Annotated in this window: 21 protein-coding genes and 1 tRNA gene; 10 read left to right on the top strand and 12 right to left on the bottom strand. The window is 73.1% G+C overall.

What is annotated here, in order from left to right; all coding sequences use genetic code 11:
• Positions 1-8: 8 nt before the first annotated feature.
• Positions 9-1493 carry an NAD(P)/FAD-dependent oxidoreductase gene (locus ACZ3ZE_RS09905; protein ID WP_467258280.1) on the top strand — a complete coding sequence of 495 codons (1485 nt, stop codon included), beginning with the start codon at positions 9-11 and terminating at the stop codon, positions 1491-1493.
• Here the strand turns inward: ACZ3ZE_RS09905 and ACZ3ZE_RS09900 are convergent.
• Positions 1415-2158, bottom strand: a complete 744-nt coding sequence (locus tag ACZ3ZE_RS09900; RefSeq protein ID WP_361174514.1) for a dienelactone hydrolase family protein — start codon at positions 2156-2158, stop codon at positions 1415-1417. The two genes, ACZ3ZE_RS09905 and ACZ3ZE_RS09900, sit on opposite strands and share 79 nt — an antisense overlap.
• A gap of 79 nt (positions 2159-2237) precedes the next feature.
• Positions 2238-3077 carry a formate dehydrogenase accessory sulfurtransferase FdhD gene (gene fdhD, locus ACZ3ZE_RS09895; RefSeq protein WP_361174511.1) on the bottom strand — a complete coding sequence of 280 codons (840 nt, stop codon included), beginning with the start codon at positions 3075-3077 and terminating at the stop codon, positions 2238-2240.
• Positions 3078-3260: 183 nt separating this feature from the next.
• Here fdhD and ACZ3ZE_RS09890 point away from each other — a divergent pair, with 183 nt between their 5' ends.
• The 3 genes from ACZ3ZE_RS09890 (at position 3261) to ACZ3ZE_RS09880 (ending at position 5791) form a co-directional block, all read left to right on the top strand.
• Positions 3261-4205: a beta-ketoacyl-ACP synthase III gene (locus ACZ3ZE_RS09890; RefSeq protein WP_467258277.1), complete on the top strand. Its 945-nt coding sequence runs from the start codon at positions 3261-3263 to the stop codon at positions 4203-4205.
• 181 nt (positions 4206-4386) lie between these two features.
• A complete protein-coding gene (locus ACZ3ZE_RS09885; RefSeq protein ID WP_467258274.1) occupies positions 4387-5019 on the top strand; it encodes a hypothetical protein in 633 nt (210 codons plus the stop codon).
• 115 nt (positions 5020-5134) lie between these two features.
• Positions 5135-5791 (top strand): class F sortase, encoded by a 657-nt coding sequence (locus ACZ3ZE_RS09880; RefSeq protein ID WP_467258272.1) that lies wholly within the window; start codon positions 5135-5137, stop codon positions 5789-5791.
• A 190-nt stretch (positions 5792-5981) separates the two neighbouring features.
• On the opposite strand, the gene ACZ3ZE_RS09875 is transcribed toward ACZ3ZE_RS09880, so the two are convergent.
• The gene (locus ACZ3ZE_RS09875) at positions 5982-7301 is read right to left on the bottom strand and encodes a DUF2254 domain-containing protein (RefSeq protein ID WP_467258269.1); all 1320 of its coding nucleotides are present in this window, start codon (positions 7299-7301) and stop codon (positions 5982-5984) included.
• A gap of 218 nt (positions 7302-7519) precedes the next feature.
• On the opposite strand from ACZ3ZE_RS09875, the gene ACZ3ZE_RS09870 reads away from it, so the two are divergent.
• Together ACZ3ZE_RS09870 and ACZ3ZE_RS09865 are read left to right on the top strand one after the other, a co-directional pair.
• Positions 7520-7607 (top strand) — tRNA-Leu (locus ACZ3ZE_RS09870).
• Positions 7608-7727: 120 nt separating this feature from the next.
• The gene (locus ACZ3ZE_RS09865; RefSeq protein ID WP_467258267.1) at positions 7728-9212 is read left to right on the top strand and encodes an HNH endonuclease; all 1485 of its coding nucleotides are present in this window, start codon (positions 7728-7730) and stop codon (positions 9210-9212) included.
• Between the two features lie 12 nt (positions 9213-9224).
• Here the strand turns inward: ACZ3ZE_RS09865 and ACZ3ZE_RS09860 are convergent, their stop codons facing one another.
• Genes ACZ3ZE_RS09860 through ACZ3ZE_RS09850 form a run of 3 tightly spaced genes read right to left on the bottom strand, consistent with a single transcriptional unit; the run spans position 9225 to position 10840 of the window.
• Complete coding sequence (locus ACZ3ZE_RS09860; RefSeq protein WP_361174495.1) at positions 9225-9944, bottom strand: class I SAM-dependent methyltransferase; 720 nt, start codon at positions 9942-9944, stop codon at positions 9225-9227.
• 30 nt (positions 9945-9974) lie between these two features.
• The gene (locus ACZ3ZE_RS09855; RefSeq protein WP_361174492.1) at positions 9975-10406 is read right to left on the bottom strand and encodes a hypothetical protein; all 432 of its coding nucleotides are present in this window, start codon (positions 10404-10406) and stop codon (positions 9975-9977) included.
• A 5-nt stretch (positions 10407-10411) separates the two neighbouring features.
• Positions 10412-10840: an ATP-binding protein gene (locus ACZ3ZE_RS09850; RefSeq protein WP_361174489.1), complete on the bottom strand. Its 429-nt coding sequence runs from the start codon at positions 10838-10840 to the stop codon at positions 10412-10414.
• Positions 10841-11095: 255 nt separating this feature from the next.
• Here ACZ3ZE_RS09850 and ACZ3ZE_RS09845 point away from each other — a divergent pair, with 255 nt between their 5' ends.
• From ACZ3ZE_RS09845 to ACZ3ZE_RS09835, 3 genes are all read left to right on the top strand, one after another.
• On the top strand, positions 11096-11962 hold the full coding sequence (locus ACZ3ZE_RS09845; protein WP_361174486.1) for a helix-turn-helix domain-containing protein: 867 nt from the start codon (positions 11096-11098) through the stop codon (positions 11960-11962).
• Positions 11963-12199: a DUF397 domain-containing protein gene (locus ACZ3ZE_RS09840; RefSeq protein ID WP_015037566.1), complete on the top strand. Its 237-nt coding sequence runs from the start codon at positions 11963-11965 to the stop codon at positions 12197-12199.
• A 76-nt stretch (positions 12200-12275) separates the two neighbouring features.
• Complete coding sequence (locus ACZ3ZE_RS09835; RefSeq protein WP_361174483.1) at positions 12276-13094, top strand: SAM-dependent methyltransferase; 819 nt, start codon at positions 12276-12278, stop codon at positions 13092-13094.
• 104 nt (positions 13095-13198) lie between these two features.
• On the opposite strand, the gene ACZ3ZE_RS09830 is transcribed toward ACZ3ZE_RS09835, so the two are convergent.
• The 3 genes from ACZ3ZE_RS09830 to ACZ3ZE_RS09820 form a co-directional block, all read right to left on the bottom strand.
• Positions 13199-15112, bottom strand: a complete 1914-nt coding sequence (locus ACZ3ZE_RS09830; RefSeq protein ID WP_363293131.1) for a M64 family metallopeptidase — start codon at positions 15110-15112, stop codon at positions 13199-13201.
• 58 nt (positions 15113-15170) lie between these two features.
• Positions 15171-16514, bottom strand: a complete 1344-nt coding sequence (locus tag ACZ3ZE_RS09825) for a 6-phospho-beta-glucosidase (RefSeq protein ID WP_467258264.1) — start codon at positions 16512-16514, stop codon at positions 15171-15173.
• A 112-nt stretch (positions 16515-16626) separates the two neighbouring features.
• Positions 16627-18435, bottom strand: a complete 1809-nt coding sequence (locus ACZ3ZE_RS09820; protein WP_467258262.1) for a hydroxysqualene dehydroxylase — start codon at positions 18433-18435, stop codon at positions 16627-16629.
• Positions 18436-18575: 140 nt separating this feature from the next.
• Here ACZ3ZE_RS09820 and ACZ3ZE_RS09815 point away from each other — a divergent pair, with 140 nt between their 5' ends.
• Positions 18576-19025: a YchJ family protein gene (locus ACZ3ZE_RS09815; RefSeq protein ID WP_363293129.1), complete on the top strand. Its 450-nt coding sequence runs from the start codon at positions 18576-18578 to the stop codon at positions 19023-19025.
• A gap of 90 nt (positions 19026-19115) precedes the next feature.
• On the opposite strand, the gene ACZ3ZE_RS09810 is transcribed toward ACZ3ZE_RS09815, so the two are convergent.
• The 3 genes from ACZ3ZE_RS09810 to ACZ3ZE_RS09800 form a co-directional block, all read right to left on the bottom strand.
• On the bottom strand, positions 19116-21209 hold the full coding sequence (locus ACZ3ZE_RS09810; RefSeq protein WP_361174468.1) for an MDR family MFS transporter: 2094 nt from the start codon (positions 21207-21209) through the stop codon (positions 19116-19118).
• Between the two features lie 240 nt (positions 21210-21449).
• The gene (locus tag ACZ3ZE_RS09805; RefSeq protein ID WP_467258567.1) at positions 21450-21704 is read right to left on the bottom strand and encodes a hypothetical protein; all 255 of its coding nucleotides are present in this window, start codon (positions 21702-21704) and stop codon (positions 21450-21452) included.
• A gap of 260 nt (positions 21705-21964) precedes the next feature.
• Positions 21965-23023, bottom strand: coding sequence for an ATP-dependent DNA ligase (locus ACZ3ZE_RS09800; protein WP_361174465.1), 1059 nt, complete (start codon positions 23021-23023; stop codon positions 21965-21967).
• Positions 23024-23039: the final 16 nt, after the last annotated feature.

Genomic DNA, 23039 nt, shown 5'->3' with positions numbered 1-23039 from the left:
GAGTACGGGTGGCGCGGGTTGCGGTGGTCGGCGGGGGGATCAGCGGACTGGGCACGGCCCTGATGCTCGGCAGACGGGGCCACCGGGTCACCCTGTTCGAGCAGGACGCGCGGCAGGCCGGGGACGACCCGCACCAGGACTTCCACCACTGGCCCCGGCCCCGCGTCCCCCAGGCCGTCCAGCCCCACTCCTTCCTCGCGCCCGTGCGCACCGTGCTGCGCACCGAGGCCCCCGACGTCTACGCGGACCTGCTGGCCCGCGGCGCCCGGGAGTACCACGACTTCGACTGGTTCGAAGCGCCTCCGCCGCACCGGCCGGGCGACGAGGACCTCGTGACCCTGCGGACCCGCCGCATCGTGCTGGAGGCCGCCCTCGCGGCGGCCGTACGGCGGGAAGGCGGCGTCGACGTCCGGACCGGGCGCCGGGTGCGCGGCCTCATCGTCGAGGCGGGCCGCCCCGCCCGCGTCACCGGCGTGCGGACGGGCGTGCGGACGGGCGTGCGGACGGGCGAGGATACCCACGAGGACACCCGCGAGGAGACTGGTGAGGAGACCCACGGGGCGGACCTCGTCGTCGACGCCTCCGGACGCCGTTCGCCGGTGCCCGGCTGGCTGGCCGAGGCCGGCTGCCGCCCGCCCGTCGTCGAGGCCCACCGCGCCGGCATCGCCTACCTGTGCCGCTGGTACCGGCTGCGCGACGACGGCCCGCGCGACCCCGGGCGGGTGAAGACCGGCTCGTCCGCGCCGTTCGCCCTCGCCGGCGTCTTCCCCTCCGACAACGACACCTTCGCGCTGCACCTGGTGGTCTCCACGGGCGACCCCACCCGCGGCGCGCTCACCGACCCCGCCGTCTTCGAGGCCGCCGCACGCCGCTTCCCCGCCACCGCCGCCTGGCTCGACCTGGCCCCCGAACCGCAGTCCGCCGTCCTGGCGATGGCCGGCCTCGACAACCGCTGGACCTCCCTCGCCGACGCCGAAGGCCCCGTCGTCACCGGCCTGGTCAACGCCGGCGACAGCCTCCTCCACACCAACCCCACCCTGGGGCACGGCGTGGCCCTCGGCCTCCAGGCCGCCCAGTACCTCGCCGCCCACGCCGACGCCGTCGCCGCGGACCCCACCGGCTACCACGCCTGGACTCACCGGACCCTCCGCCCCTGGTTCGACGCCCAGGTCACGGCCGACCGCGCCGGCGAACGCCGGCTCGCCGACAGCGAACCCTCCACGGATCGACGGGCCGCCGCCCGGGCCGCCTGCGCCTTCGACGACCCCGTCGTCATGCGCGCCCGCGCCCAGGTGCGGCACCTCCTGCTCCCGGCCGCCGACGCGTACGGCACCGAGGAGGTCGAACGGCACCTCACCGCCTGGCTGGACGCCCACCCGGAGTTCACACCGGGCGACGACGGCCCGACCCGCGATCAGTGGGAGGCCGTGACCCGCGCCGCCAGGGGCACGCACTCGTCGAGCAGAGAGACCACGTCCCTCCAGGCCCGCTGAGCGTGCACCGGGTGGTGGCCGACCCCCGGGACGACCGGCCCGTCGACCGGCGGGTGGTGGAAGGCGTGCAGGGCCCCGCCGTAGACCACCAGCCGCCAGTCGACGCCCGCCTCCTCCATCTCGGCGGCGAACGCCTCCCGTTGGGCGGGCGACATGATCGGGTCCTCCGATCCGACCCCCGCCCACACGGGGCAGCGGATCCGTGCCGCCTCGCCCGGCCGGCCCGTGATCAGCCCGTTCACCGTCGCGATGGCCCGCAGCCCGACCCCGTCCCGCCCCAGCTCCAGCGCGACCGCGCCCCCGGTGCCGTACCCGACGGCCGCGATCCGGCCGGGGTCGGTCCGCGGCTCCGCGCGCAGCACGTCGAGCGCCGCGTGCCCGATGCCCCGCATCCGGTCCGGATCCGCGAGCAGCGGCATGCAACGGGCCAGCATCTCCTCGGGGTCCTCCAGCAGACGCCCGCCGTGCAGGTCGAAGGCCAGCGCCACGTACCCCAGCTCCGCCAGGGCCTCGGCCCGGCCGCGCTCGACGTCGCTGAGCCCCGGCCCCTCCGGCCCGACCAGGACCCCGGGCCGGCGGCCGGTGCCGGCGGGCAGCGCGAGATGCCCGGTCATCGTCAGTCCGTCGGCCGGGTACGCGACCGTGCGCGTCGTGATCGTGGTCATACGACCCGACGCTAGCGACCGCCCGGCAAGTCCGGGCCGCTCTTCACCCTCGGCGGAACCCGGCCTGACCGCCCCGGAGTTACGGCACCCGCTCCAGCGCGATCCGGTGCTCGCCCGCGTACACGTTCATGTCCTCCCCGCGCAGGAAGCCCACCAGCGTCAGGCCCGTCTCCGCCGCCAGGTCCACCGCCAGCGAGGACGGCGCCGACACCGCCGCGAGCACCGGGAGGCCCGCCATCACCGCCTTCTGCGCCAGCTCGAACGAGGCACGCCCCGAGACCAGCAGCACCGCGCGCGTCAGCGGCAGCAGGCCCTCGCGCAGCGCCCGGCCGACCAGCTTGTCCACCGCGTTGTGCCGGCCCACGTCCTCCCGTACGTCCAGCAGCTCGCCGTCCTCCGAGAACAGCGCCGCCGCGTGCAGGCCGCCGGTCCGGTCGAAGACGCGCTGTGCCGCGCGCAGCCGGTCGGGGAGGGCGGAGAGCAGGGCGGGGGTGAGCCGCAGCGGGGGAGCGTCGGCGATGGGGAAGCGCGCCGTCGTGCGCACCGCGTCCAGGCTGGCCTTGCCGCACAGGCCGCACGAGGAGGTGGTGTAGACGTTCCGCTCCAGCGTGATGTCCGGGACGGGCACGCCCGGCGCGAGCTGCACGTCCACCACGTTGTACGTGTTGGAGCCGTCGTCCTTCGCCCCGGCGCAGTACACGATGTTCCGCACGTCGGAGGCGGCGCCGAGCACCCCCTCGCTCACCAGGAACCCCGCGGCGAGCGCGAAGTCGTCGCCCGGCGTGCGCATGGTGATCGCGATCGGCCGGCCGTTCAGACGGATCTCCAGCGGCTCCTCCGCCACCAGGGTGTCCGGCCGCTCGTTCACCGCCCCGCCCCGTATGCGCACGACACGCCGTCGTTCGGTGACCCGTCCCATTGGCTGCACTCGATTCCGTCCGTGCGGTAAGCCCCGAGAGGCCTGACCGCCCCATTCTCCTCTTGTCACGGTCGGACAGGCACTTAGGGCGAATCTTGGTGGTTTACGTCACCTGTTACCCATCAGTCGCTCACGAGACTGGGAGGTCCTGCCGACGAACGAACCACCGAGGGGGTCCCGAGCATGACGGGCACTCGAATCGCCGCGCTCGGGCACTACCAGCCCGCCAAGGTGCTCACCAACGCCGACCTGGCCGCCCTGGTCGACACCAGCGACGACTGGATCACCAGCCGGGTCGGCATCCGCACCCGGCACATGGCCGGCCCCGAGGAGCCGGTCGACGAGCTCGCCGCGCACGCCGGCGGCAAGGCGCTCGCCGCCGCCGGCCTCACCGCGGCCGACATCGACCTGGTCCTGGTCGCCACCTCCACGGCGATCGACCGCTCGCCGAACACCGCCGCCCGGGTGGCCGCCCGGCTCGGCATGGCGTCGCCCGCCACCATGGACCTCAACGTGGTCTGCGCCGGGTTCACCCACGCGCTGGCCACCGCCGACCACGCCGTACGGGCCGGGGCCGCCCGCCGCGCCCTGGTCATCGGCGCCGACAAGATGACCGACGTCACCGACTGGACCGACCGCACCACCTGCGTGCTCGTCGGCGACGGCGCGGGCGCGGCGGTCGTCGAGGCCACCGAGACCGACACCGGCGCCATCGGCCCGGTCCTGTGGGGCTCGGTCCCCGAGATGGGCCACGCCGTCCGCATCGAGGGCACCCCGCCGCGCTTCGCCCAGGAGGGCCAGTCCGTCTACCGCTGGGCCACCCAGCAGCTCCCCGCCCTGGCCCGCCAGGCCTGCGCGCGCTCCGGCGTCAGCCCCGAGGAGCTGGCCGGCTTGGTGCTGCACCAGGCCAACCTGCGGATCGTCGAGCCGCTCGCCGCGAAGATCGGCGCCGTCAACGCCGTCGTCGCCCGCGACGTCGTCGACTCCGGCAACACCTCCGCCGCCTCCGTACCGCTGGCCCTGTCCAAGCTGGTCGAGCGCGGCGCCCTGCCCTCCGGCGCGCCGGTCCTGCTCTTCGGCTTCGGCGGCAACCTGTCGTACGCGGGGCAGGTCGTCCGCGTCCCGTGACACCCGGGCGGGGGCGGCGGACGCCCCCGCCGAGGGGGCGTCCCGCCCCGCTGCCCCGTTCGGCGGAGCCCGGTGGCGGGGCCCCGGGGGCGCGCCTAGCTTCGATCGCGGCGAGGGTCTTTCGACGGCCCGTCCGCGGAACCCTCCGCGTCCGCCCCTCGCGTGATCTGGAGGATCCGCCATGCGTGCGATACGCGTCGCTGCCGCAGCCCTGCTCGCCGCCCCCCTCGCCGCCACCGCTCTGGTCCTCGCCGCTCCGGCGGCCCTGGCGGAGGACGGCGGCGGTCCGAACGACGGCACGGGCCACGGCATCACGTCGTTCGGCTTCTCCGTCACGCCCCAGACCGTCGCGCCCGGCGGCACCGTCACCCTCAAGGCCGACGGCTGCGAGGTGCCCTCGGTGACCGTGGAGTCCGGGATCTTCGACACCGTCACCCTCAGCGAGGGCCGCCAGGGCACCGCCACGGTCGACGTCGACGCCAAGGCGGGCACCCAGTACGAGGTCACCTTCGACTGCAAGGGCGAACGCGGCACCGCCAAGCTCACCGTCTCAGGCGGTAGCGGTGGCGGTCACGAGAACGCCGGCCATGAGAACGCCGGCCATGAGAACGCCGGCCATGAGAACGCCGGCCATGAGAACGCGGGCACCACCGGCGCCCACAAGGGCGTCAAGGCCGGCTTCGGCACCGCCGCCGGAACCGACGGCTCGGCCGGCATCGGCGTCACCGAGGCCGTCACCGGCGCCGTGCTCATCGTGGGCGCGCTCGGCGCCGCCGTGGTGCTGATCCGCCGACGCGACACCTCCGGCACCTGAGCCGGGCCCGAGGGGAACCCGAGACGGCCCCTTCGCCCCGGTGTGACGAGGACCGGGGCGAAGGGGCGCCATTCACCCCCGCGCGGGGGTACGAGGAGAGGGCGAGGGCCGGACGGTGCACGGGTCGAACGGGCCGGGACGGCGCGGCGCCTGGGGCGTCGTCGCCGTCGTCCTCCTGATCGGGGTGCACCTCCTGCGCGGCGGCGCGGACGAGCTGCGGGCCGACGGACCCCCGCAGCCCCTCGCGGCCGCCGCCCCGGACACCGCCGGCCTCCTCCCCGGGGCCGCCGCCCCCGACCCGCTGCCCGCCTCGCCGCCCGTACGGGTCAGGGTGCCGTCCCTGCGCATCGACGCGCCGGTCGCCGAGGTGGGCCTGGACGCCGACGGCTGGATCGAGGCGCCGCCCCCGGAGGAGCGCGCGTCGGCCGGCTGGTTCACCGGCGCCGTCACCCCCGGCGAACGCGGCACGGCCGTCGTCGTCGGGCACGTCGACACCCCCGAGGGCCGCGGGGTCTTCTACGACCTCGGCGCCCTCACCAAGGACCGGCGCGTCGAGATCGTCCGCGCGGACGGGCGGACCGCCGTCTTCACCGTGTACGGCATCGAGGTCGTCCCCAAGGACGGCTTCCCCGCCGCCCGCGTCTACGGCTCCACGGGACGCCCCGAACTCCGCCTGATCACCTGCGGCGGGCTCTACGCGCGGGACGGCGGCTACACGGGCAACGTGGTCGTCTCGGCCCGGCTGACGGAGATCCGCCCCGGCACCCGCTGACCCCGCCCGCGCACGCGGCCGAGCCCCGCTCTCGCCCGGTGCGCGGCCCGGCCGACCTGACGGACTTCCGGATTGGACTGGACCTGGGCCCGGGGGTCGTCGATGTTGGCTGCACGGAGCCGGCGTCGGGGGGCGTCGGGCTCCCACCTCCCCATCCTCGCTTCCCCCGGGTCCGGTTCAGCCGATGGGCTCAGCCGATACCCTGCCGGTCCGGCTCCAGGGCGAACGCCCGGTCCGCCGCCTCCGGCACGGTGCGCTCCACCAGCTGGACCAGCAGCGTCCGGTGCCGCAGCAGGGGCGCCGCCCGCTCCGGAGGCACCCGGGCCAGCAGGTCGTCGAGGCCCGCGAGCATCCGCCGCGACACCTGCGGACTGTCCCCCGCGCACCCCCGGATCTCGGCGAACCCCAGATCCACCAGGTCCGCCCACTCGGGCCCGCCCTGCACGAACCGGACCACCCCGCTGCCGTGCCGCCCGTCCCGGAACTCCACCGGGCCCAGCGGCCGGGTGGCGAGCGCCGTCAGCAACTGGATGATCCGGTCCAGGGCCTGCACGGCCGTCGTCGGGTCGTTGACGGCGGGGGACAGGGCCCGCAGCGCGATGTCCGAGAGCTGCCGCAGCCCGAAGCCCAGGTCCTGGTGGAAGGTCCGCTCGATGCCCACCGACACGGCGCCCGACACCCGGAGCGGCACCGTCCCGCCGTGCACGGCCAGGATCGGGGTCCCCGGCACCACGAAGTCGCCGATGCGCGGCAGCAGCCGCAGCACCACCCCGTGCCGCCGGGCCGCCGCCACCAGGAGCACCACGTTCACGTCCCGGAGCACCCCCGCGCGGCCCCGGTGCACGAGCTCGCCGGTCGGCTGCCCGAGGTCCCGGGCCTCCGCCGCGTACGCCGGGGTCTTCTCGATCACCCGGAACGCCTCCCACGTGATCCGGTCCACCACGTGGCCCACCCGCATCAGCCGCAGCGTCTGGTTCACGTACGCCACGAACAACAGCAGGCTCAGTCCCACCATCAGGAGCGTCAGGATCGACTGCACCAGGGGCACCGTCGACATCAGCTTGGGGTCCGTCTCGCTCTCGTACGAGGTCAGCACCAGCAGCGACAGCAGGAAGGTGGAGAGGAAGACGGAGAACGTCGCCTTGGTGATGCGGCTCCTGATGAAGATCCGCACGATCCGGGGGCTGAACTGCCCGCTCGCCATCTGCACCGCGACCAGGGAGATCGAGAAGACGACACCGATGAAGGTCATCATCGCGGAGCTGATGGTGGTGACGATCGTCTTCGCGTCCTCGGCGACCCCGGCGAGATCGGCGACCACCTCGTACTCGCCGGCGTCCTGAAGCGTCTCGACGATCGCCGTGTCGATCCCGGAGCAGCCCCACCACAACAGGGTGACCAGGACCATCGACGCGACGGGCGCGAACCAGAAGGTGTCCCGCAGATGCTCGCGCAGCGGAGAGAGCATCCGGGGCCGGCGATACGGGACGGCGGGCGTGAATTGGTTCATCCGGGGCAGATTAGGTGCCGGTGCCCCCCAGGGAGCGGCGACGCCCCGTGCGCCCCCGGTCGTACCCGGAACGGCCCTCCGGGCGTACGGGACGCGGCCGGGGCCGCCCCGCCGGGTTCACCCCACTGACCACGGAAAACGCTGGTGAAAGGCACCTCGAACCCCTGGTAGAGTTGTCCATGTCGCCGCGGGGAACACCCGGAGCGACACACCACCTAGTCCGGGTGGCGGAATGGCAGACGCGCTAGCTTGAGGTGCTAGTGCCCTTTAACGGGCGTGGGGGTTCAAGTCCCCCCTCGGACACCAGACGGAAGGACCCCAGCGAAAGCTGGGGTCCTTCCGCGTTTCCCGGCTCTGGCGTCATCGCCGACACCGAGCGTGCTCCCGCGAGCCCCGACTGTCAGTGCCCGCGCCTACTGTGCGCTCATGAACGACAACCCACAGAAGCCGATCCCGGATCGGCGATCGGCGCGCGACGAGACCACGCAGGGGGCAGCCCCACGCGACGGGTCGCCGGCCGAGGCGACTCCGAAGGGCATCGCGCTCTACCACGACATGCGGGTCGAAGAAGACTTCACCAAGTGCGCCACCCGCCTCTTCTCGGTTCTCCAGCAGGCCGCGGCCACGTGCCCGGGCGCCCCGCGCTACCTCTACCTCGACGTCCAAGGGCATCGCAACGCCGTCGGCGGCTATGACACGGATGCCATCGAGATCATCAACGAGTTCCTCCTGGGTTTCCTCAGCCCCTACCTCACGGAGATCAGCACGCCCCTCTACCGGGCGAAGAACCCCAGGCCGCAACGCGAGGACGTTCCTGACTTCCTGCAGATAGGCGACCCGGACCGTGAACACGCCTACGATCACCGCGAACTGAGTGTGCGCAACCGGGACAGCACACCGGACCGACGCCGATCCAGGCCTCCGGTCCAGGCCATCGCCGACTACCTGGGCATCGATGAGCCGATCTGTCTCATCTGCTGGCAGACCCCGGTGGAGAGGGCCCACGTGGTCCCCGAGTCGCTCGGCGGTTCCAACGACGTGCGCAACTTCGCCCTTCTCTGCCGACAGCACCACCGGGAGGCTCCCGATGTCGCGGATGCCGAGGCCTTCTGGTCCTGGGTCGACTACGCGTGTGCCCGCGACGGGCACATGAAGTGGAAAGGCGTGGACCCGGAGCTGCTGGCCGACGCGGAACGGATCGGCCTCCGTGTCGACACGGCCGGACCCGTGCGGAAGAGCCTTCACCACTTCGGTCACGTGCGGGACGAACTCGTACGGCACTACGGCTGGAGCCCGGACGACTTCGCCGGCGGTGACCGCTGGGGCGCGCTGATGGAGGAGTTCCACACCGTGATGGAGGCGGCGACCGGTACCCACTTCAACGTCGCGAAGAAGGCGTCCACCGAGGCGTGGGCCTTCGAAGTGGCCCGCAAGCGCCTGCGCGACGGGGTGACCGAGCCTGAGGCCGACGAGAAGGGGGCGCCGGTGTCGAGCGGTCTGTCGGTTCAACTGGCCGAGCGGACGGTGCGCAAGTCTCCGAACAGCGGTTCTGCGCGGAGCCTTGTCGATGCCGCCCGCCGAGTCGACATCGCCACCGAAGCGGCCGTGCTGGTGCGCGACCTCATCTCCTCCACGGGGATCTCCAGGGCCGAAGAGGTGCTGCGGGGGATGGAAGAAGAGGTCGTGGACCGCACGGCGCAGTTCGAGCGACTGGCTGACGAGCTGATGGGGCACACGGTCTGCCGGCACTGTGGGCACGCGATCGCCCGAGTCGGGGAGGCCTCCTGGCGGCACAGTGCCGCGGCGCCCATGTCGCGTGGCTGCCGGGCCGCCAGCTTCGATCGGGACGGCACGTGGGACGACTCCCTCGACCGAGCGTGGAAAGCGAGCCCGCCGAAGGGGTACCGGTGACCTGGCCGATCACTACGCGGCATCGGCCTTCCGGGCCACCACCAGCCGGCACCGGGGGCTCCCGTCCTCCCGTGCGCCCAGGGAAGGCAGCGGCAGGAGGTCCACGTGGAAGCCGGCCGTGGTCAGGCGGTCGTGGACGTCCGTGAGGCGGAAGGTGCGGTAGTACATGACGAACGGGGGGTGCCACAGCGCGTTGCGGACGCGCATCGCCGTGTCGAAGGCCCACAGCGCCCAGTAGGGGGCGGAGCCGACGCGGGGTGGGGCGGGGAGCGGGAAGGCGAGGGTGCCGCCGGGGCGCAGGGAGGCGTGCACGCGGCGGAAGAGGGTTTCCTGTTCGGCCGGGAGGAAGTGGCCGAAGGCGCCGAAGCTGACCGCGAGGTCGAAGGCCGGGGCGAAGGGGAGGGCGAGCGCGTCGGCACGGACCAGGGTCGCGTCCGGGTGGGCCGCGCGGGCCTCGGCGAGCATCCCGGCGCTGAAGTCGACGCCGGTGACCGGACCGGCGCACACCGAGCGCAGCACGGAGAGCCCCGCGCCCGTGCCGCAGCAGACGTCGAGGCCCGTGCCGAAGGGGCCGAGCGGTTCCAGGGCGTCGGCGACCGCGCCGAGCAGCCGGTCCGGGGTGCGGAACGGGGTGGTGTCGAACTTCGTGGCCAGCAGGTCGTAGCCGTGCTCGACCGACGAGAGTGCCTGCGCGGTCAGCTCACGGAGGGTGGGGCCCTCGGGGGAGAACATGGTCCGAGCCTATGGTCCGTCCGCGATCGGTCACAGGGTGCTGCGCACCTGCGGCGGGACGCTCCAGGCGGGGGCGATCCCGGTCAGCTGGCAGATCAGCAGGTAGAGCGGGATGGGCGGGGTGTACGGGGAGCCGCCGTCCGGGTGGTGGATCAGGCGGGGGCGGCGGTCGGGGACCACGGCGCCGGGGGCGTAGCAGGCCGGGAGGGGCCAGGTCAGGTCGAGGTCGGAGCCGGCCGGGACCAGCCACCACCACCAGTTGCCGTCCGCGTACACACAGCCCTTGGCGGGCAGCCGGGACAGGATGCGGAAGCCGTAGCGGGCGGGGACGCCGACGGCGTCGCAGCCCAGGGTGGCGGGGAGGTCGACGGGGACCGGGAGGCGGGTGACGCCGACCGGGGTGCGGGGGGCGGGGGAGTTCTCGGGGCTCTTGCGGGCGCGGGGGACGAGCAGCGTCGCCATGGACCTCAGCACGGTTCCGCCATGCCGTGCGCGAGTTCCGCCCAGACCACCTGCGCGGTGCCGTGACCGGTGCGGTCGGCGCCCCAGGCCGCGCAGAGGGCGTCGACGAGGATGAGGCCCCGGCCCCGTTCATCCTCGCCGCATTCGCGTATGCAGGGCCCGGCGGGGCCGCCCTCGTCGCGTACGGCTATCCGCAGCCGCTCCTCGCCCTCGCGCAGTTCGCAGACGACGCGGTCGCTCGCGGTGTGGACGATGGCGTTGGTGAAGAGTTCGGAGACGACGAGGGCGACGGTGTCGCGGATCTCCGGGTCGCAGCCCCACAGGACGAGCCGTTCCTCGGCGAGGTGCCGGGCGCGGGCGACGGACGCGGTGCGTGCGGGCAGTTCGAAGGCGAACCTGCGGACGTCGGAGTGGGGGCGTGGGCGCTGGGTCATGACGCGAGGGCTCATGAGACCTGAGGAGTGCGCGTTACCAGAAGCCACGACCGGGTCCTCACAACTGTGGGCAGGGTGCCGTACACACTCCTCCGCGGCGGCGCACGGCGGCAGTGCGTACTGGTTCACCGGAATACTGTGCTCCTGACTCGGACACTTGGCAAGAGGCACTCTGAAAAATGCAGAGTGCTGTGTTCTCTCTGGCGGTGTTCGTGGCACACTCGACGCACACAGCGCGTCGGGGAGGTCTTGAGAGTGAGCGAGCCGCGGTCCGCCCCCACGGTGGGACAGGTCGTACTCGGCAGGCGTCTGCAGGATCTGCGGGAGCGGGCCGGCCTCAAGCGGGAAGAGGCCGCGAAGATCCTTCGGGTGGCCCCGGCCACGATCCGCCGCATGGAGACCGCCGAGGTCGCGCTGAAGATCCCGTACGTCCAGCTCCTGCTGAAGGCGTACGGCATCACGGACTCCGAGGCCGAGGGCTTCATCGCCCTCGCGGAGGAGGCCAACCTCCCCGGCTGGTGGCAGCGGTTCCACGACGTGCTGCCCGGCTGGTTCTCGATGTACGTCAGCCTGGAGGGGGCCGCGAGCCTCATCCGCGCGTACGAGCCCCAGTTCGTCCCCGGTCTGCTGCAGACCGAGGAGTACGCCCGCGCCATTCTGCGCAGCGGGGCGGTCGGCGGCAGCAACGACGCCGAGGAGATCGACCGTCATGTAGCCCTCCGCATGGAGCGCCAGTCCCTGCTCACCAGGGAGGACGCGCCCAAGTTCTGGGTGATCATGGACGAGACGGTCTTCCGCCGACCGGTCGGTGACGGGCCACAGGTGATGCGCGACCAGCTCGACCGGCTGCTCGAAGCGTCCGAGCTGCCGAACGTCACCCTGCAGATCGCGGAGTTCGGCTCCGGCCACCACCCCGGCACCTACGGGCCGTTCGTCCTCTTCCGCTTCGCCATGCCCGAACTCCCGGACATGGTCTACAGCGAGTACCTGACAGGCGCCGTCTATCTCGACGCGCGTCCCGAGGTGGCTTCCCACCTCGAGGTCATGGACCGCATGGCGGCTCAGGCCGCGACTGCACAACGCACGAAGGAGGTTCTGCGGAACCTCCGCAAGGAGCTGTGAATGGATCGCATATACAACGGCATGCCCGCCGCTGAGCTCGGTGCCGAGGGATGGCACAAGCCGTGGAGCGGCGGGAACGGGGGCAACTGCGTCGAGGCCATGAAGCTGGCCGACGGCAGGGTCGCCGTGCGACAGTCCGCAGACCCTGAAGGACCCGCGCTCATCTACACCCACGGAGAGATCGCCGCATTCATCCAGGGGGCCAAATCAGGTCAGGCTGACTTCCTGCTCACCTGACCCCTTCCGTCCCACCCCGCTTGTCGCGTAACTCTTGCAGTGAGCACCACCGTTGGACCCGCCGAGGAGAGAGCCGATGACCCAGGACCCCGCAGCCCCGCATGGTGGATTGAGCATCGACACCAGCAAGCCGCACCCCGCGCGCATGTACGACTGGTTCCTGGGCGGCAAGGACAACTATCCCGTCGACGAGGAGATGGCCCGCCAGCTCCTCACCGTCGACGCCCGGGGCCGGGACATGGCCCGCGTCAACCGGGCCTTCATGCACCGCGCCATCCGCTGGCTCAGCGCCGCCGGCGTACGCCAGTACCTGGACGTCGGCACCGGCATCCCGACCGAGCCCAACCTGCACCAGATCGCGCAGGGGGTCGCGTCGGACTCCCGGATCGTCTACTGCGACAACGACCCGATCGTGCTCGCCCACGCGGCCGCGCTGCTGCGCTCGACCCCCGAAGGGGCCACCGAGTACATCCAGGCGGACGCCCGCGACCCCGAACTGATCCTCGAAAGGGCCGGAAAGGTCCTTGACTTCGACCAGCCCATCGCCCTGTCGATGCTCGCGCTGCTGCACTTCGTCGGCGACGAGGACGGCGCCTACGACTTGGTCGGCAAGCTGGTCGAGAAGCTGGCCCCGGGCAGCTACCTCGTCCTCTCGCACGTCACCGGGGACTTCGACCCCGAGGGCGCGGCGAAGGCCGCCGCCATGTACAAGGCGCGCGGGCTGACCCTGCGGCCGCGCTCCCGCGACGAGCTGGCCGCCTTCTTCGACGGCCTCGACCTGGTCGAGCCGGGCGTCTCGCTCACCGCCGAGTGGCACCCGGAGCTGGGCGAGCCGGTCCAGGTCCTGGGCGACGACCCCATCCCCGGCTGGGCCGCCGTCGGCCGCAAGCGCTGACCGACCCGTACGGCGCACGAGGCACGGCGCACGACGTACGACGCACGAAGGCCCGCCGGGATCCGGCGGGCCTTCGGCGTCCTACGGCTCGGTCGACCGGCGTCCTACGGCTTCACCAGCGTCACCAGGAAGCCGCGCGCCGGGCCGACGTTCCCCGCCGCGTCGACCGTGCGGTACTCCACCGTGTGCGTGCCGTAGTCCGGGGTCGCGTCGTCCCACGGCACCGCCCGGCTGCGGCCCAGCTTGCCGTAGACCAGGTCGTCGATCACCGTGCCCGAGGGCGAGAAGCGGAACGGCGCCGAGGCGTCCGTCGGCCAGCCGTAGTACGTGTACCAGCCGTCGCCGTCCACCCGGAACTGGCTCACCACGGCCCCGTCCCGGTCGTCCCGCGCGGTCAGCCGCATCGTGAACGCGGCGTCGTAGACGTACTCGACGGGCCGCCCCGGGCGCTTCACCGTACGCAGCGGCGGCGACAGCTCGTACCCGGCGGAGGCGGCGACCGCGTCCACCGTCCAGCTCAGCTTCTCGTCCGTGCCCGGGATCCCGGCCGTCACGGTGTGCGTGCCGGGGGAGAGGCGCAGCGCGCCCAGGTCCAGGTCGCGGTCGTTGCCCGGGTTCGGCACCGTCCGCCCGTCGAGGGTCCACCGCACGGCCGGGATCCGGCGCGCCGGGTGGGTGGTGTCCGCGTGCACGACGGACCGCGCGCCCACCGGGACGCCGGTCGCCGTGTGCCCGGTGAAGACCGCCGGCGTGGTGTCCTTCGGCGTGCTCAGCGCCGGGTCCACGGTCCAGCCGACCGTACGGGTCAGCGCCGCCGAGGCGCGCACCGCGGGGTCGCGGACGAACGGGGTCGGGTCGGTGACCGTCGCCGTCAGCGCGTACGTACGCCCCGGGGCCAGGTCCAGACCGCGCAGGTCCAGGGAGCGGGCCCCGCCGGTCCGCAGCGGGCGTCCGTCGAGCCGCCAGGAGACGGCCAGTTCACCGCCCACGGGGTGCAGGGTGTCCACCCACAGGGTGCGGTCGGCGCCGACCGGCGCCGTGTTCGGGGTGTGCTCCTGGACCAGGTCCACCTTCGCGGCGATCGCCCGCACCATCACCTCGCGCTCCACCTGGTCGAAGGCGTAGCCGAGGGTCTTCATCATCGAGTGCCGGCTGGGCCGCCACACGCCGGTGGTGCTGTAGAGACCGCCCTCGTGGCGGCCGATGACCCCGCCCGACTCGCTCTCCTCGCCGAGCCAGCGCCACCACTTGGCGCGCTGGTCCCGCATCTGCCGCTCCGTCAGGAGGGTGTGGTGCGCGGAGGACGGTTCGGCGTCGGTGTACGCGCCGCCCGGCACGCCGCGCCCGTAGTAGTCGTACTCGTCCTGGAGCCCGCCCAGCGAATGCCCGATCTCGTGCGGGGTGATGAGCGCGGACAGCGCGTTCCCGCCGGACGCGGTGGCGTAACTCCCGCCCGCGCCGCCGTAGGTGGAGCTGTTCGCCAGCGCCACGATCTGCCGGTTGGCGCGGCTCGTCCCCGGGACGAGATCGGCGAACGCGGCGGCCTTCGCGCTGTCGACGGTGAGCAGCCGCTGCACGCTGCCGGAGTTGCAGCCGCCCCAGAAGCCCATGTCGAGCGCCGTGTCACGGGCGGGCGCGTCGAGCCCCGGGTCGCAGTCCACGCCCGAGTCCCGCGACGGCACCTCCACCGCCCACACGTTGATGTACGAGCGGTACGAGGCGAACGGTTCGATGCTCCACAGCGTGCTCAGGTGCCGTTCGACGTCCGCCCGGAACTTCGGCAGCTCGGCGGCGGTGTACCCGTCGCCCATGACCACCAGGTTGAACCGCCGGTCGGCGGGCCCGGTGGACTGGACCGGCACGACCGTCGCCCCGCCCGCCTCCGCCGCGGTGCCCGCGGCGGCCGGGCTGCCGCCGCCGGCCACGGACCCGGTGCCCACCAGGCCCACGGCCAGCAGACAGCCCGCGGCGAGCCGGGCCACTCCTCTTCGCACACCCTTGCGTCGCTGTGAAGTCATGGGGCGCGAGCCTAGGCCGCGCCCCTGACCCCGTAAAGATGTTCGTCGGCCGTCCAGTTCAGTGACGCAAATACGCAAGGCCCGCGTGCTCGGCCGTGTACCCCTCGACCAGCCGGCGGGCCACCGTCACCGAGTCGACCAGCGGATGCAGCGCGAAGGCCTTCACCGCCGTCGCCCGCTCCCCGCTTTCCGCCGCCGCGAGCACCTCCCGCTCGACCGCCTTCACCGCCGTCACCAGGCCCACCGCGTGGTACGGCAGCGGGTCCACGGAGACCGGGTGGGCGCCGGCCGCGTCGACGAAGCAGGGCACCTCGATCACCGCGTCCGCGTCGAGGACCGACAGGGTGTGCCGGTTGCGCACGTTGAGGATCAGCGTGGCCCGCTCGTTGCGGGCGATGGCCCGCATCAGCGCGAGCGCCACCTTCTCGTAGCCGCCCGACTCCAGGTCCTCCTCGTCCCGCTCGCCGACCCCGGCCGCCTCCCGGTTGTGCGCCATGTAGGTCGCCTCGCGCTCGGCGAGGGTGCGGTGCCAGGCGGGCAGGGCGGGCGCGTCCGGCCGGGCCATCTCGTCGTAGAAACCGGACTGCTGGTCCAGGAGGTAGGCGCCCCGGGTCCGCTCGGCCTCCCGGTAGGCGCGCACCGCCTCCCGGTTGAAGTAGTAGTAGTGCAGGTACTCGTTGGGCACCGCGCCGAGCGACCGCAGCCACTCGGTGCCGAAGAGCTTGCCCTCCTCGAACGAGCCGAGCAACTGGTCGTCCTCGAAGAGGCGCGGCAGCAGATCCTCCCTGCCGACCCGCAACCCCCGCAGCCAGCCGAGGTGGTTGAGCCCCACGTAGTCGATCCACGCCTCGCCCGGACGCGCGCCGAGCACCCGCGCGACCCGGCGGCCGAGGCCCACGGGGGAGTCGCAGATGCCGATCACCCGGTCGCCGAGGATCCGCGACATCGCCTCGGTGACCATGCCCGCCGGGTTGGTGAAGTTGATGACCCAGGCGTCCGGGGCGAGTTCGGCGATCCGGCGCGCGATGTGCGTCACCACCGGCAGCGTCCGCAGCCCGTACGCGATGCCGCCGGCGCCCACGGTCTCCTGGCCGAGCACGCCCTCGGCGAGGGCGATCCGCTCGTCGGCGGCCCGCCCGGCGAGCCCGCCCACGCGGATCGCCGAGAAGACGAAGTCCGCTCCGCGCAGGGCCTCGTCGAGCTCCGTCGTCGCGGTCACCACCGGCGCGTCCGGCACGCCCTCGCCCTGCTCGGCGAGGACCCGGGCGATCGCCGACAGGCGCCCCGCGTCCAGGTCGTACAGGGTCACATGGGTGACCCGGCCCTCGGCGTGGTCGCCGAGGAGGGCGCCGTACACGAGCGGCACCCGGAATCCGCCGCCTCCGAGAATCGTCAGTTTCATGCGCGTACGCTACTCGGCCGGACGCGGCGGCCACGGGATTCGGCCCCGCCCGTCCGTTTCCGTGACCAGCCCGTGGACGCCCCGCCGGAACCCCCGGGGAGCGCGGCGCCCCTCACCCCAGGTCGAGCGCGTTGCGCAGCCCCAGGCGGTAGCGCAGCCGGTCGTGCCGCTTGAGGCCCTCCAGCTCCGGCGGGCGGAACAGCGGCTGGACCGTGCAGCGGGCGGCGGTCGAGCCCGTACGGTCGAGCAGCGCGTTGACGGCCTGGCGCGCGGAGGCGTTGGCGCCCTCCATGGTGGCCAGATCGATGTCCACGGCCACGTAGTCGCCCGCCAGGTACAGGTTCGGGACCCTGGTGGCCGCCTGCGGCCGGTTGTGGAAGGTGCCGACCGGGTGGACGAGCAGCTGGTCCTCGTTGGTCGGGTTCGGGGTGCCGAGACCGTCCACCCCGGGGTCCAGGAACCAGGAGTGCAGGGCACTGTCCTTCAGGGCCGTGCGGCCCGTGTCGTTGAACGCCGCCTTCAGCTGGGCCCACACCTCCCGGGCGACCTCCGCGCGGGTGCACTGCTTCGCCGTCTTGCCGTAGAGGATGCCGGGCCGGTCCCACTCGGAGATGTCCACCGACAGGCAGTCGACGACCGTCCCGTCGCCGTAGTCGGCGGCGAAGGACCGCGACGGCCAGTGCCGCGCCTGCTGGATGGCGGTCAGCGACCAGGGCGAGTCGATGCAGTTGGCGTGCCCGGCGAGCAGCGGGGCGCTCTCGGTCAGATAGAACTGGATGCCGGTCATCCAGTCCGTCTCCAGCGCGTCGCAGCGGGCCAGCTGCGGGTCGGCCGCGCGCAGGGCGGCGCTCCAGGTCCGCCGGGCGTGCTCGACCGGCATCGCGCTGACGTAGTGGTCCGCGGTCACCCGCCGGCGGACCCCCTGCGGGTCCTCGGTCACCGCCGCCGCGATCCGCCCGGCCGTGGCGTCGTAGTCGAGCTCCCGTACGGTCCAGCCGACCCGGAACTCCACGCCGAGGCCGGTCAGGTGGGTCACCCACGGGTCGATCCAGGCCTCGTTGGTGGGCAGGTCGAGGATCCGGTCGAGGGGGCCGTCGGCGCCGCGCCCCAGCGCGTTGAAGGCGAAGGCCTCCAGGAGCGTGGCGACCGTGCGGGTACTGGCCTCCTCGGCCTTGGTGGCCACGATGTTGCGGGTCAGCCCCACGGCGAGGACGCGCTGGTAGTCGTAGCTCATCCGCTCGGCCCGCAGGAACTCCCACCAGGGCGTGCGCTCCCAGGTGTCGTCGCGGCGCTCGTCGCAGCTGGTGAGGAAGACGAGGAAGCGGTCGACGAAGTACGCGGCCTCGTGGAGCGGGATGGAGCGGGCGGTGTCCAGGAGGGCGGTCAGCGCACGCCGGATCTCGTCGAGGGTGAGCTCGGCCGACCGGTGGCCCGGCCAGGGCAGCGGGATGCGCAGGTCCTCGCGGCCGGTCCGGGCGAAGGACATCTCGGCCGGGGCCACGAGGTTGTCCCACACCCCGTTGGCGTTGCCGGGGAACGGGATGCGCCGCATCGTGTCGGGGAGGTTGTGGTAGATGCCGGGGATGAACCGGAAGCCGTGCTCGGCGGGGAGCGGGCGGCGCCCGCCGCGCGCGCTCTCCGGCACGTCCATGGAACGCGCCTTGCCGCCCAGCGCCCGGCGCTCGTAGACGGTGACGCGGTAGCCGCGTTCGGCGAGTTCATGGGCCGCGGTCAGCCCCGCGACCCCGCCGCCGAGGACGGCGACGGAGGGTGCCGCCGATGCCCTGGCCGCCGCCCCGGCCGCCGCTTCGGCCGCGACCGCCGGCCGGGCGTCGACGACGACCCCTCCGGCGACGGCCGCCCCGGTGACCGCCGCCGCGCCCGCCACGAATCCGCGCCGTGAGGTGCCCGTGCGCTCCATGCCCCACCCCTTTACCGCTGGTAACAGTCGGGTCCGGCGCAGGAGCATAGGGGCGCCCACCGGACACCGGAAGCGCCGTGCGCCGCCCGCCCCGCACATGGCGCGAACCCGACCCCGCACGCGCACGAGACAATGACGGCATGTCCCGACGCAACGCCCGCACCAAGCCCGCCCGCCCAGCCGCCCCCGCCCGCCCCGCCCTCACGCCGGACGCGCCCTGCCCCTGCGGCCTCGACGCCTCGTACGGCGCGTGCTGCGGGCGCTTCCACGCCGGACCGGCCGGCGCGCCCACCGCCGAACTGCTCATGCGCTCCCGCTACAGCGCCTTCGTCGCCCGCGACGAGCCGTACCTGCTGCGCACCTGGGCACCGCGGACCCGGCCCGCGGACGTCGACTTCGACCCGGCGCTGCGCTGGACCGGCCTGGACATCGAGGAGACCGGCGACGGCACCGCCTTCCACCAGCACGGCACCGTCACCTTCCGGGCCCACTACCGCCAGGGCGGCACGGCGGGCGAACTCCACGAGCGGAGCCGGTTCGAGCGGCACGAGGGGGCGTGGGTGTACGTGGACGGGGAGTTCCTGGACTGACCGGAGCGGCGCCGATCGGAGAGACGCGGCTCCTCCGAGCGCTCCGGCGGCCCCGGCCGGAGCGGCACGTCACCGCGCCGGACCGTCACGTCACCGTGCCGGGGCGCCCACCGGTACCTGCTCCTCCTGCGGCAGCCCCTGTGCCAGGTCCTCCGCGATCAGCTTCTTCGCGATGGCGTCCGTCGCGGCCCGCAGCTCCGGGCCGCTGGGACGGCCGCGCTCCTGCTCCACCCGGTCGCTCAGCCAGTCGCCCCACGCCCGGGTGATGACGTCCGCCTCCCGCTTCCCGGCGGTGGTGTGGGAGAGCAGGCTGCCGTCCCGGGTGAGGAAGCCCTCGTCGACCATGCGGTCGAAGACCGGCAGCAGCACCTCCGGCGGCACGCGGCGGCCGGCCGAGACCAGGCCGAGGCTGGCGTGGCCGACCACCCGGGTGTAGAGCTCCACCTGCATGACCGCCCACGCGCCGGCGATGTCGAGCCGGGTGTCGGAGCTGTCGATGATCCGCCGGGCCGTGTCGAGGTCGGTCTTGCGGATGATCCGCCCCACGGACAGTTCCAGGTACGCGGCGGAGTCGCCGCTGCCGGTGGGGGAGGCGAAACCCTCGCCCATGTCGGGGGCCGAGGCGCGGGCCGTGTCGCGCAGCGCCACCTGCTTGAGGAAGAGCGCCACGACGAATCCGACGGCCGCCACCGGCACGGTCCAGAGGAAGACGGTGTGCAGGGTGTCGGCGTACGCCTGCACGATCGGCTCCGCCACCTGGTCCGGCAGTCCGTGGACGCCGGCCGGGCTCTGCGCGGCCTTGGCGACGGTCGCCGGGTCCAGCCCCAGGCCCGCGGCGATCGCCGAGGCCTCGGCGGTGCCCTCGGTCAGGTTGGGCTTGAGGGAGTTGGCGTAGATGGTGCCGAAGACGGCGGTGCCGAAGGAGCTGCCCAGCGTACGGAAGAAGGTGACGCCCGAGGTGGCCGTGCCGAGGTCCGCGTAGTCGACGGTGTTCTGCACGGCGATGGTGAGCACCTGCATGCACAGACCGATGCCGACGCCGAGGACGAACATGTACAGGGACGCCAGCCAGGTGCTGGTGCCCGGCTCCATCAGGGAGAGCAGATACAGTCCCAGGCCCATCACGAGGCAGCCCACGATGGGGAAGGTCCGGTAGTGACCGGTCTTGCTGACGACGTTGCCGCTGAAGATGGACGCGATGAGCAGACCGACGACCATGGGGAGGGTCCGGATGCCGGAGATCGTCGCCGAGTCCCCGTCGACGTACTGCAGATAGGTCGGCAGGAAGGTCATCGCGCCGAGCATCGCGAAACCGACGACGAAGCTGAGCACCGAGCAGACGGTGAAGACCGGGTTGTGGAAGAGCCTCATGGGCAGCATGGGTTCGGCCGCGCGGGTCTCCACCCAGCAGAACAGGCCGAGGGCGAGCAGACCGCCGGCGAACAGTCCGATGATGACGCCCGAGTTCCACGCGTACTCGTTCCCGCCCCAACTGGTCGCCAGGATCAGGGCGCTGGATCCGGCGGCGACGAGCGCGATGCCCGCGTAGTCGATGACCGGGCGGCTCACGGAGCGCACGGAGGGGATGGTGCGGGCGGCGGCGATGACGACCAGGATCGCGATCGGCACGTTGACGTAGAACGCCCAGCGCCAGGTGAGGTGGTCGGTGAACAGGCCGCCGAGGAGCGGCCCGATGACGGTCGACACGCCGAACACCGCGCCGATGGCGCCCTGGTACTTGCCGCGCTCGCGCAGCGGGATCACATCGGCGATCAGCGCCATCGAGGTGACCATGAGCCCGCCGGCGCCGATGCCCTGGAGACCGCGCCAGACGATCAGCAGCGTCATGTTGGTGGCGAGACCGCACAGGAACGAGCCGGTGATGAAGACGATCGCGGAGATCTGGAAGATCACCTTGCGGCCGAAGAGATCGCCGAACTTGCCGACGAGCACGGTCGCGACCGTCTCGGCCAGCAGGTACGCGGTGACCACCCAGGACATGTGGGCGGCACCGCCGAGATCCGAGACGATCGTCGGCAGCGCGGTGCCCACGATCGTCTGGTCCAGGGCGGCCAGGAGCACGCCGAGCATGATCGTGCCGAAGACGATGTTGCGGCGACGGCGGTCGAGCACGGGCGGCTCGGTGGCCCGGGGCGCGGGAGCGGCTTCGCTGGTGGTGGTCACCCTCGCAGCCTCACACCGGCGGCCGCGACGCGCATGTGGAGTACGTCCGAACCGGTGCGGCACCGGGGCCGCGCCCCGAACGGCCGAGCGGCGCGGGGACGGAGAGGGGGCACCCCGAGGACGGCACCCCGAGGACGGCACCCCGAGGACGGCACCCCGAGGGTCCCGCGTCAGCGCCCCGAGGCCTGCTCCCCGAGGACGGCACCCCGAAGCGAGCGCACCGAGGTCAGCGCCCCGGCGTCAGAACCCCGGCTGCACCGGCAGCTGCGGATGGTGCTTGGCCAGCACCTTGTTGGCCCGGGCGAGCGCGGCGAGCGCGTGCTCGCGGTCGGCGCGGTCCTCCGCGCACAGCGGCCCCCGGAAGCGGTACACCTCGCGCGCCGCGCAGTCGGCGTCGACCTCGGCCTGGAGCACGTCCAGCGGCAGGCAGGACCCGATCAGCGCGGCGACGCTGTCGGGGATCGGGACGGGTACGAGCGGCGAGGGCGAGGCGATCAAGGTCAGTCCTTGTGGGTCTGTCGGGCGAGAGAGGTTCTCCCCTCCATACGTACCGGATCGCGGTAGCGGTTCGACGACGGGTCCGTCACCGCGCGGCAACACGCCCGCGCCGGATCCGGCGTGCCGTACGGTCCGTACGACCGGGCCGGCGCGCGTTCCCGCAGGTGCGCGCGGGTCCGCCGCCCGGATCGCCCGCCAGTCCACCGAACGCCGATCCGGCGCAAGGGAGTTGCGGTACCTCCGGGGTGTGGGGCATCTCACCCCAGGATCGCGTTCAGGTCGTACGAGACCGGCTCCTCCAACTGCCCGTACCCACAGGACTCCGGGGTACGGTCCGGGCGCCAGCGCTTGAACTGCGCCGTGTGCCGGAACCGGTCGCCCTCCATGTGGTCGTACCCCACCTCGCAGACCCGCTCCGGGCGCAGCGCCACCCAGGACAGGTCCTTCTTCCCGGACCAGCGGCTCGGCGCACCCGGCAGCCGCGCCCCCGCGTGCGCCGCCTCGTCCGCCCACGCCGCCCACGGATGCCCGTCGGGCGGGTCCATGCGCAGCGGCTCCAGCTCGTCGACCAGCTCGGCACGCCGCTTCGCGGTGAACGCCGCGCAGACGCCGACGTGCTGGAGGGCGCCCCCGGCGTCGTACAGGCCGAGCAGCAGCGAGCCGACCACCGGGCCGCTCTTGTGGAAGCGGTACCCGGCCACGACCACGTCGGCCGTGCGCTCGTGCTTGATCTTGTACATCAGCCGGGCGTCGGGCCGGTACAGCAGATCGAGGGGTTTGGCGATCACGCCGTCCAGACCGGCGCCCTCGTACTGCTCGAACCAGCGCGCGGCGAGCTCCGCGTCCCTGGTGGCGGGCGCGAGATGGACCGGGGCGGCGACGCCGGCGAGGGCGCGTTCGAGGGCGGCCCGGCGCTCGGCGAGCGGGGTGTCGAGGAAGGAGTCGTCGCCGAGGGCGAGCAGGTCGAAGGCGATGAACCGCGCCGGGGTCGTCTCCGCGAGCATCCGTACCCGCGAAGCGGCCGGGTGGATCCGTTCGCTGAGCCGGTCGAAGTCGAGGCGCCCGTCGTGCTCGACGACGATCTCCCCGTCCACCACGCAGCGCGCGGGGAGCCGGACGAGCAGGGCCTCGACGAGTTCGGGGAAGTAGCGGGTCAGCGGCTTGCCCGTGCGGCTGCCGAGGAACAGCTCGGGGCCGTCCCGGTGCACCAGGGCGCGGAAGCCGTCCCACTTCGCCTCGTACTGCATCCCCGGCGGGATCTTCTTCACCGCCTTCGCCAGCATCGGCTTCAGAGGTGGCATCACCGGCAGGTCCATGGAGCGATTCTAGAGA

Source organism: Streptomyces sp. NPDC023157, from assembly GCF_055560575.1.
The sequence above is the reverse complement of the archived record's forward strand: the minus strand, read 5'-3'. Positions and strand labels throughout refer to the sequence as shown.

Bases quoted from the DNA above. Each gene is read 5' to 3' on its own strand.
- ACZ3ZE_RS09900 (WP_361174514.1), bottom strand. From the start codon at position 2,158: ATGACCACGATCACGACGCGCACGGTCGCGTACCCGGCCGACGGACTG.
- fdhD (WP_361174511.1), bottom strand. From the start codon at position 3,077: ATGGGACGGGTCACCGAACGACGGCGTGTCGTGCGCATACGGGGCGGG.
- ACZ3ZE_RS09890 (WP_467258277.1), top strand. From the start codon at position 3,261: ATGACGGGCACTCGAATCGCCGCGCTCGGGCACTACCAGCCCGCCAAG.
- ACZ3ZE_RS09885 (WP_467258274.1), top strand. From the start codon at position 4,387: ATGCGTGCGATACGCGTCGCTGCCGCAGCCCTGCTCGCCGCCCCCCTC.
- ACZ3ZE_RS09875 (WP_467258269.1), bottom strand. From the start codon at position 7,301: ATGAACCAATTCACGCCCGCCGTCCCGTATCGCCGGCCCCGGATGCTC.
- ACZ3ZE_RS09865 (WP_467258267.1), top strand. From the start codon at position 7,728: ATGAACGACAACCCACAGAAGCCGATCCCGGATCGGCGATCGGCGCGC.
- ACZ3ZE_RS09860 (WP_361174495.1), bottom strand. From the start codon at position 9,944: ATGTTCTCCCCCGAGGGCCCCACCCTCCGTGAGCTGACCGCGCAGGCA.
- ACZ3ZE_RS09855 (WP_361174492.1), bottom strand. From the start codon at position 10,406: ATGGCGACGCTGCTCGTCCCCCGCGCCCGCAAGAGCCCCGAGAACTCC.
- ACZ3ZE_RS09850 (WP_361174489.1), bottom strand. From the start codon at position 10,840: ATGACCCAGCGCCCACGCCCCCACTCCGACGTCCGCAGGTTCGCCTTC.
- ACZ3ZE_RS09840 (WP_015037566.1), top strand. From the start codon at position 11,963: ATGGATCGCATATACAACGGCATGCCCGCCGCTGAGCTCGGTGCCGAG.
- ACZ3ZE_RS09835 (WP_361174483.1), top strand. From the start codon at position 12,276: ATGACCCAGGACCCCGCAGCCCCGCATGGTGGATTGAGCATCGACACC.
- ACZ3ZE_RS09830 (WP_363293131.1), bottom strand. From the start codon at position 15,112: ATGACTTCACAGCGACGCAAGGGTGTGCGAAGAGGAGTGGCCCGGCTC.
- ACZ3ZE_RS09825 (WP_467258264.1), bottom strand. From the start codon at position 16,514: ATGAAACTGACGATTCTCGGAGGCGGCGGATTCCGGGTGCCGCTCGTG.
- ACZ3ZE_RS09820 (WP_467258262.1), bottom strand. From the start codon at position 18,435: ATGGAGCGCACGGGCACCTCACGGCGCGGATTCGTGGCGGGCGCGGCG.
- ACZ3ZE_RS09815 (WP_363293129.1), top strand. From the start codon at position 18,576: ATGTCCCGACGCAACGCCCGCACCAAGCCCGCCCGCCCAGCCGCCCCC.
- ACZ3ZE_RS09800 (WP_361174465.1), bottom strand. From the start codon at position 23,023: ATGGACCTGCCGGTGATGCCACCTCTGAAGCCGATGCTGGCGAAGGCG.